The organism is Tenacibaculum agarivorans, from assembly GCF_001936575.1.
GTDB classification, from domain to species: Bacteria; Bacteroidota; Bacteroidia; order Flavobacteriales; family Flavobacteriaceae; genus Polaribacter; species Polaribacter agarivorans.
The window spans coordinates 1-9,322 of record NZ_MSMP01000064.1; the positions used below are offsets into that span (position 1 = coordinate 1).

Sequence of the window (9,322 nt, forward strand, 5' to 3'; positions counted from 1 at the left end):
TTTAAAATATAATATTTAACAAAAAATTAAAATATTTTAGTATATTGCCCTCTGAAAGTTGACTATGGTGGGGACCACGTTCAACTTCTTGTATAAAATTGAAAGACCGCGTTTACAGCCGCGGTCTTTTCAATTTAGAGCTTATTTTATTAAATACTTTCCTAATACTCTATTTCTTCGTAAGAATCAAAAAATAAATAATTGTTTAAGATATTTTAAGGTGTTTTCAGTGGTAAACAATTACATTTATGAATTAGAATGTTTACATAAGAAAAAGATATGACAATACAAATTTGTTCAGATTTACACCTTGAGTTTCCTGTCAATAGAGAATGGTTTAAAAATAACCCTTTAATCGCTAAAGGTGAGATTTTAATTATTGCAGGTGATGTTTATCATTTAGATAAAGATTTTACAAAACTAGATTTTATAAAACAAGTTTCTAAAGATTTTGAAAAAGTATTTATAGTGCCAGGAAATCATGAGTATTATGGAGGTTATGATATTTCTACAGCTCTTGGAACTACATATGATCAGATCGATGAAAATGTTTTTATTGTAAATAATTACAAGGAAAAAATAGATGATATTACATTCATTTTCTCTACTATGTGGTCTAAAATAGAAAAGCATGTTTTGGATATTGCTTTGGGAGTAACAGATTTTAGAAAAATTAAATTTAAGAACAAACATTTTACTCCAGATCATTTTAATGCGATCCATCAGTATGGTTTTGAGTTTATTTCTAAAGCAGTAAATACAGAAGGAAAAAAGGTTGTTACAACACACCATTTGCCTAGTTATGACTGTATGAATAAAGAATTCAAAAAAAGTGTCTATAACGAAGCTTTTTGTGTAGAAAAAAAAGACTTTATAGCTAAGAGTGATATTGATTATTGGCTATTTGGACATAGTCATAGAAATATAGGAGATATAAAAATAGGAAATACGCAAATGATCTCAAATCAGTTCGGATATATCAATTGGAATGAGCATAGAACCTTTGATTATGAGAAAGTCATTGAGTTATAATAGAAAAGATATTGGATCAATAGCTTTTGTTATTTTAAATAGTTTTAAGAAAACTTTTCAGATTTTAGAAGTTAGGAATAATCTTTGATAGTAGAAGTGATTAGTTATTTATACAACTAATTAAGAACTACTACTAATGAAAAAACTATTATTACCCATTTTAATGTTAATGGCTATTGTTTCATGTAAGCATGAAAAAACAGAAGATGAAACATCGAAAGCGTTAACAGATGAACTACAAAGAATTTCACAGTCAGGACTGATCCATGGATTTTCTGTTGCAATTGTAAATGAAGAAAATATTCTATATCAAAAAGGTTTTGGCTTCTGCGATATAAAGAAAAATAGACCTTATACTGCAAAAACTTTACAAAGAATAGGTTCCGTTTCAAAAGTGATTATAGGATTAGCGCTATTGAAAGCTCAAGAGTTAGGGAAATTACAGTTAGATGATCCAATCAATAAGTATTTGGATTTTGAGGTTTCTAATCCACTTTTTCCAGAAGAAAATATAACAATACAGCATTTAGCAACGCATACTTCCTCGATTATAGATACAAAGTTCTATGATGAAAATGTGTATGTTCTAAAAGAAGATAACGGATTCAATGGTATTAATGAAATGGAAGGAGTCTTCAAACCTTCAAAGTCAAGAATGCCTATGTCAGAATTTTTAAAGAAAATACTATCAGAACAAGGTGAGTGGTATTTAAAAGAAGGATTTACAACGTTTAAACCAGGAGAACATCATAGATATACGAATATTGGATCTGCATTAGCTGCTTATGTTTTAGAAAAAGCCACAGGGCAATCATTTCCTAATTTTACTAAGAAATATGTATTCGATCCACTTAAAATGTCGTTATCAGGTTGGTCATATGAAACTGTAGATAGTTCTCTAGTCTCAAAACAATTTTACGGAAATAAAGAAGTTCCTTTGTATACATTACATAGCTATCCAGATGGAGGTTTATTCAGTTCTTCTAATAATTTAGGTTTGCTTCTTAAAGAGTTGATAAGAGGGCAGGCAGGAAATAATGGAGTACTAACTAAAGAAAGTTATTCAAAATTATTTGGAAGTCCACTAAATTCTAAGGTTACTGACTCTATTAAAAAACAAAATCCAGTATTATCTGTAAAATACGATTCCTGTATTTTTATGGGAAAAACAGCATCAGGTTATTTTGGTCATACAGGTGGAGACTTAGGAGTGGTGTCTTTTTTGTTTTTTGATGCAGATACTAAAATAGGTAGGGTATTAAATGTTAATACGCATGTAGATGGTGATAATGAAAAAGCACTGAATGAACTTTGGAAAATTTGGAATACTTTAGATCAATATAAGTCTAAATTGAAAGTCGATTAAGCTCCTAATGATGCTTTTAAAACTATGTTGATTTTATTGTTCTATGCAGGAACAAGAGATTGCACAAATTTTTCTGGAAACTGTCCAAAATTTTGTGTAAATAATATAAGAAACGGGTTTTACTTTTTAAAGTCTAGCCCGTCTTTTAATTTTTTTAATAATTTAAAAAGCTTTTTGTAATGAACTTTCTTTTCTTTATCATCACTTTTTATCATAAAATGATCTTTTTTGAGTAAAGCCAATTCATAGTCGTCTTTGAAGTCTTTGATATCTTTGGTGAATTCAAATTTAAGCTTACCAATCTTCCCCGTTTCAATATCAATTATAAAAGTATTTAAGTACCTGCTCGGAGCCGTATTCTGTTCAAGAATAAGAAAGTTTTTAAAGATACGAACACACTGTATAGATTCCCATCGAAGCTTTTGAGGACCTCCAACAATTTCATAGTCATTAATAAACAACCATTTATATTTCTCATTTTTTTGCACGTAAAGGCCATGCATAGTTGCATGAAACTTGTATTTTTTGGATGTTCCTATGAGTTTAGAATCTGTAGATCGATATTTACGTTCACTTATTTTTCTTAATATCGATGCATTATAAGTTAAAATTCCGATATGATTATCAGTTTCCATAAGCTCACCTTTATATGCGTCTCTTGGGGCTATTTTTTTTAAACTATCGTTATGTAGAGTGATATAATATGAATCTGGAACTTCTATTTTTTCTTTACGCCAAGTAGTTTTCGGATAAATTATTTTATCAAAATAAGGATGGTTTACTTGTTTTTGATGAAATTGACTATTTAAAATCCATTCTAATGAAGTATCTGGAGTATTTCTTTGTTTAGGCAATACTTCACGAAAGAGTGCTTTTGTTAATAATAAGTGTTCTTTTTCAAATTGTTGTTTAGGGATAGTGATAATGTTTTTTATTAGTGCATAAGAATGAAAAAGATCGATGTCAAAAGTGTGCTTAGTTTTTCCATCAATAACTTTAGCATAGATGCCCCCAAAACCGCTTCCGCCTTGGTAGTTTGAGTGTATTGTATCTTTAAAATTATCGTAGTTGAAATCTTGTATAACAGTTCTTTCGTTGTATTGAGAACAGCATAGTATAGAATAAAAGAAAAGGATTAAAAAGATTTGTTTCATTAGTACAAATTACCAATGATATGGAATAAAAAAAAGCGGTAATGTATAATTACCGCTTTATATCTATTTTCTCACTAAGATGAGACAATATTCGTTATCCTAAAGTAACTCTAACGAAGTTTTTAACTTCAACTTCACCATAAGAAGAAACATATTCAGCAACAGTTTTCTTCTCATCTTTGATGAATTTTTGATCTAATAAACACTGCTCTTGATCTAAAGTAGTGTTATCAGAGATAAATCTTTCCATTTTACCTGGTAAAATTTTATCCCAGATTTTTTCTGGCTTACCTTCAGCTTTTAATTGTTCTTTAGCAGCTTCTTCAGCATTAGCTAAAGCTTCGTCAGTTAACTGTAATCTAGAAACGAATTGAGGTACATTCTTTAATGTTTTACCTAAACGACCTAATTCTTCGTTATCTTTTATGATAGCAGCTATTCTAGCTTCAGTTTCAGACGCTACATACTCAGGAGAAAAATCTTTATAAGATAAAGTAGTTGCTCCCATTGAAGCAGCTTGCATAGCTAAATCCTTAGTTAAACCAGCAGCATCATCAATAGACTCAGTTAATCCAACTAATGCAGAAATCTTTCCAACGTGAGTGTAAGCACCAACATAAGGAGCTTCAATTCTTTCAAAAGTAGGAACCTCAATCTTCTCACCAATAACTCCAGTTTGCTCAATTAATTTTTCAGCAACAGTGTTACCATCACCAAAATCAGCAGCTAAAAACTCCTCTTTTGTTGTATAATTAATTGCAATATCAACGAATTGCTGAGCTAAATCTTTATATGTGTCATTTTTAGCAACAAAATCAGTTTCACATGCTAAAACAATAGCAACACCAAAAGTGTTATCATCACTAATCTTAGCGATAGCTACACCTTCAGATGAATCACGATCTGCTCTTTTAGCAGCTATTTTTTGACCTTTTTTACGTAAGATTTCAATAGCTTTATCAAAGTCACCTTCAGCTTCTACTAAAGCTTTCTTACAGTCCATCATACCTGCACCAGTAGTTTCTCTTAATTTTTTTACGTCTGCAGCGCTAATTTTTGACATTTTGTTTGTTTTTTAAGGTTGTATATAATTTACAATGATAAAATAAATTAAAGGTTTCAATGTAATGAAACCTTTAAATATTTATTCTGATTCTTCAGCTTTTACTTGTTCAGCCTTCTTTTCCTCAACAGCTACAGCCTCTTTCTCAGTTTTAGCTTTCTCTCTGTCAGCTTTTCTTTCTGCTAAACCTTCGCCAATAGCTTCAGTTACGTAAGATAAAACTTTATCGATAGATTTAGAAGCATCATCATTTGCAGGAATTACAAAATCAATCGGTCTAGGATCAGAGTTTGTATCTACCATTGCAAAGATTGGAATGTTTAATTTTTGAGCTTCAGCAATAGCAATGTGTTCTTTCTTTACATCTATTACAAATAATGCACCTGGTAAACGTGTCATATCAGCAATAGAACCTAAGTTCTTTTCTAATTTTTCACGTTGACGGTTAATTTGTAATTTTTCTCTTTTAGATAAAGCGTCGAAAGAACCATCTTGCTTCATTCTATCAATAGCAGCCATTTTCTTTACAGCTTTACGGATAGTAACGAAGTTAGTTAACATACCACCAGGCCATCTTTCAGTGATGTAAGGCATGTTTACTGATTTAGATTTTTCAGCAACAATATCTTTAGCTTGCTTTTTTGTAGCAACAAATAAGATTTTACGTCCAGAGTTGGCTATCTTTTTTAATGCAGCAGTAGCTTCATCAATTTTAGCTGAAGTTTTGTATAAATCAATAATGTGAACACCATTACGCTCTGTGTAAATATAAGGTGCCATGTTTGGGTTCCACTTTCTTGTTAAGTGACCGAAGTGAACTCCATTTTCTAATAATTCTTGAATGTTTGCCATTTCAATACATGTGTTTACGTTCTGTTTTCGCAATAGCCCAGTAGTTTTACGTCTGAACTATTTAGATACTAAACTGTTAATAAAAAATATTTTTTGAAAAACAGTCTCGCAACGTTTGAAAAATGCTGAAACAAGTCCAGCAAATATATTAACGCTTAGAGAACTGGAATTTCTTACGTGCTTTCTTCTGACCGAATTTCTTACGCTCAACCATTCTTGGATCACGAGTTAATAATCCTTCTGGTTTTAATACTGCTTTGTGCTCTTCGTTAATAGATACTAATGCTCTAGTAATTGCTAAACGAATTGCTTCAGCTTGACCTGTAACTCCACCACCGTAAACATTAACTTTAATATCATAAGACTCTAAGTTCTCAGTTAACATTAAAGGTTGTCTTACTTTATACTGTAAAGTAGGTGTAGTAAAGTAATTGTTTAATTCTCTTTTGTTGATAGTTATATTCCCCTTACCTTCAGAAAGATATATACGAGCAACAGCTGTTTTTCTTCTACCTATTTTGTGAACTGTTTCCATTATTTAAGATCGTTAAGGTTAATAGATTTTGGTTTTTGAGCTTCTTGTCCATGCTCTGTACCAGTATATACATACAAGTTTCTAAATAAAGCGCTACCTAGTTTGTTTTTAGGTAACATTCCTTTTACTGCTTTTTCGATTAATCTCGTAGGATTTTTTTCATAAACCTCTTGCGCAGTTAACGATCTTTGTCCACCAGGGTAACCTGTGTGACGGATGTAAGTTTTGTTAGTCCACTTACTTCCTGTTAAATTAATTTTTTCAGCGTTGATGATTACAACGTTGTCACCACAGTCTACGTGTGGAGTAAAATTAGGCTTGTGTTTACCTCTAATAAGTTTTGCAACTTTAGAAGCTAAACGACCCAATGATTGCCCGTCCGCATCAACTAAAACCCACTCTTTGTTTACAGTTGCTTTGTTAGCAGATGCTGTTTTGTAACTTAATGTGCCCATACACGATTTAGTTTTTGTCTATTAATAATGATATACTTTTCCTTAAAAAAGGAGTGCAAATTTACAATTATTTATTTTACTGACAAATAGCAACTTGCTTTAATTTATATTTAAGAACTACTCCTTGGGAATTAACATATTATTAAGAGAAAACTAGCATACTTTTGAACTAGCGTTAAAATCCAACAATGATACTAAGATTACTATTCCTTTTTTTAGGACTATTTGTGGTTACAAAAGTTTCTTCTCAAGAAGCTGACAGCATAATTGTACCAAAGAAAAAATACTTTACTAAATTCATGAAAGAAACTCCAGAGATTGATGGGGTTATAACAGATAAAGCATGGGAGCATCTCGATTGGGGAGGTGATTTTGTTGAAAAAGCACCAAATGAAGGAAAGCCACCTACATATCAAACAAAATTTAAAATAGGATATGATGATCGATATCTATATGTAGCTATTAGAGCTTTTGATGATGAGCCAGACAAAATTGAAGCAAGATTGACTAGAAGAGATGGATTTGCTGGAGATCGTGTAAATGTTATTATTGATAGTTATCATGATAAAAGAACGGCTTTTGTATTTACAACAACTGCAGCTGGGGTAAAAGGAGAGGAATTGGCTACACAAAACGGACAGAATTGGGATGAAAGCTGGAATCCAATTTGGTATACGGATGCTGTAGTAGATGATAAAGGTTGGACAGCTGAAATGAAAATTCCTTTTACGCAATTACGATTTGGAAATGCAGAAGAACAGATTTGGGGATTAAATATTAACAGGACTTTGTTTAGAGAACAAGAACGCTCACTTTGGCAACGAATTCCTAATGAAGTTTCTGGTTTTATTAGTGAAGCAGGAGAATTGCATGGTTTAAAAGGATTAAAATCTCAAAAACAATTAGAAATTCAACCGTTTACCGTTTTACAATATGACAGTTATGAAAAAGAGGCAGGAAATCCATTTAGAGACGGAAGTGATTTTAGTATTAATGCAGGTTTAGATGCTAAAATTGGAATTACCAACGATTTAACTCTAGATTTAACTATCAATCCAGATTTTGGACAAGTTGAAGCTGACCCAGGTGCGATAGCATTAGATGGATTTCAGATATTTTTTAATGAACAACGACCGTTTTTTGTAGAAAATAAAAACATTTTTGATTTCCGATTTGCTAATGGCCCTGATAATGTATTTTACAGTAGAAGAATTGGTAGGGCACCTCAAGGCAGTGCAAACACAGCTGATGGCGAATTTGCAGATATACCTATTAATACGTCTATTTTGGGTGCAGCAAAATTCTCTGGAAAAACTAAAGACGGATGGTCTATTGGAGTTTTAGAAACCATAACATCTAATGAATATGCAGAAATAGACAATAATGGAAACAGAAGAGAACAGTTGGTTGAGCCTTTAACGAATTATTTTGTTGCTAGAGTTCAGAAAGATTTTAATGAGAGAAACAGTTATTTCGGAGGAATATTTACCTCTACAAATAGAGGAAATCTTAACGAAGGTTTAGATAAAGTATTGCATAAGTCTGCCTACACAGGAGGTTTAGATTTTCGTCATGAATGGCATAATAGAGATTATTTTATTCAAAGTAATGTAGTAGCGAGTCATGTAGTAGGGTCAAAAGAAGCAATTCAAGAAACACAAGAATCGTTAACACATTTATTTCAAAGAGTAGATGCAAGTCATGTAGAGGTAGACCCTAATAGAACTTCTTTAACAGGTACGGGAGGTAGAGTTTTTGGAGGAAAAAGAGGAGGAGGAAATTGGCGTTACTGGACAGGGGTAAATTGGCGTTCACCAGAATTAGAATTGAATGATGTTGGTTTTTTACGACAAGCAGATGAAATCAGACAGTTTGCTAGTTTAAGGTATTTATGGCAAGTGCCAACAAAAACATATAGAGATGCAAGTGTTAGATTACGTCAATTATCTTCATTTGATTTTGAAGGGAATTATAATAGAATGGAATACAGTCTTCAAGGAAACATTAATTGGATTAACAATTGGTGGACTGAGTTGGAATTAACTCATAAACCAAGAATTTTTTTGAATACATTTTTAAGAGGAGGACCAAGATGGCGTTATTCTGAAGAAAACTTTGTAGTATTCTTTTTTGGATCGGATCAAAGTAAGAAATTTAATTTTAGAGCTGGTTACATACATAGTGAAACTAAACAAGATAACTTTTCTTTTATACGCTATGTACTTGGTTTAAATTATCAACCATTTGATGCCTTAAGTGCTTCATTAACCACTGAGTTTACAGAAAATCCTAATAAAACACAATATGTTACTCAAGTAGATTATAATGGAGGAAAAAGATATGTGTTAGGAAATATAGATCAGAAAACATTGAGTACTACTTTACGATTAAATTATAGTATAAATCCTAACTTATCTATTCAATATTATGGACAACCGTTCATTTCTAGAGGAAGATATGACCAGTTCAACTATGTAAACAATGCTATAGCTGACGATTTAAATGAAAGAGTGATTTGGTATGATAATACACAAATTCAACAAAATAGTGCTGAAAATTACTTAGTAGATGAAGACGTTGATGGGAATATAGATTACGAATTTGATAATCCTGATTTCTCATTTGTGCAATTCCGTTCAAATTTGGTAGTACGTTGGGAGTATATTCCTGGGTCAGAATTATTTTTAGTGTGGTCTCAAGGAACAAGTGGAGATGTGGGAGCAAACAGATCCTTATTAGGAGGATTAAATAATCAGATTTTAGATCAACCTTTAGAAGATACCTTTTTAATAAAAGCCACATATAGATTTTTATAAATACAAATAAAGAGATAAGTAAAAATCCCACTACGTGTTATTCAAGTGG

At 31.6% G+C, this 9,322-nt stretch carries 8 protein-coding genes; 3 read left to right on the top strand and 5 right to left on the bottom strand.

Annotated features, from left to right (window positions below):
- Positions 1-279 precede the first annotated feature (279 nt).
- Together BVC87_RS22560 and BVC87_RS22565 are read left to right on the top strand one after the other, a co-directional pair.
- Complete coding sequence (locus BVC87_RS22560; RefSeq protein ID WP_075344664.1) at positions 280-1,032, top strand: metallophosphoesterase; 753 nt, start codon at positions 280-282, stop codon at positions 1,030-1,032.
- A 136-nt stretch (positions 1,033-1,168) separates the two neighbouring features.
- Positions 1,169-2,398 carry a serine hydrolase domain-containing protein gene (locus BVC87_RS22565; RefSeq protein ID WP_075344665.1) on the top strand — a complete coding sequence of 410 codons (1,230 nt, stop codon included), beginning with the start codon at positions 1,169-1,171 and terminating at the stop codon, positions 2,396-2,398.
- Positions 2,399-2,517: 119 nt separating this feature from the next.
- Here BVC87_RS22565 and BVC87_RS22570 read toward each other — a convergent pair whose 3' ends face one another.
- The 5 genes from BVC87_RS22570 to rplM all read right to left on the bottom strand — a co-directional run bounded on the left by BVC87_RS22570 (position 2,518) and on the right by rplM (position 6,457).
- Positions 2,518-3,552 (bottom strand): hypothetical protein, encoded by a 1,035-nt coding sequence (locus tag BVC87_RS22570; protein WP_075344666.1) that lies wholly within the window; start codon positions 3,550-3,552, stop codon positions 2,518-2,520.
- Between the two features lie 94 nt (positions 3,553-3,646).
- Positions 3,647-4,615, bottom strand: a complete 969-nt coding sequence (tsf, locus tag BVC87_RS22575) for a translation elongation factor Ts (RefSeq protein WP_075344667.1) — start codon at positions 4,613-4,615, stop codon at positions 3,647-3,649.
- 81 nt (positions 4,616-4,696) lie between these two features.
- Positions 4,697-5,467, bottom strand: a complete 771-nt coding sequence (rpsB, locus tag BVC87_RS22580; RefSeq protein WP_075344668.1) for a 30S ribosomal protein S2 — start codon at positions 5,465-5,467, stop codon at positions 4,697-4,699.
- 148 nt (positions 5,468-5,615) lie between these two features.
- A complete protein-coding gene (rpsI, locus tag BVC87_RS22585; RefSeq protein WP_075344669.1) occupies positions 5,616-6,002 on the bottom strand; it encodes a 30S ribosomal protein S9 in 387 nt (128 codons plus the stop codon).
- Positions 6,002-6,457, bottom strand: coding sequence for a 50S ribosomal protein L13 (rplM, locus tag BVC87_RS22590; protein ID WP_075344670.1), 456 nt, complete (start codon positions 6,455-6,457; stop codon positions 6,002-6,004). The genes rpsI and rplM overlap by 1 nt, the downstream gene beginning before the upstream one ends.
- A gap of 188 nt (positions 6,458-6,645) precedes the next feature.
- On the opposite strand from rplM, the gene BVC87_RS22595 reads away from it, so the two are divergent.
- On the top strand, positions 6,646-9,273 hold the full coding sequence (locus BVC87_RS22595) for a DUF5916 domain-containing protein (protein ID WP_075344671.1): 2,628 nt from the start codon (positions 6,646-6,648) through the stop codon (positions 9,271-9,273).
- The last annotated feature ends 49 nt before the right edge of the window (positions 9,274-9,322 follow it).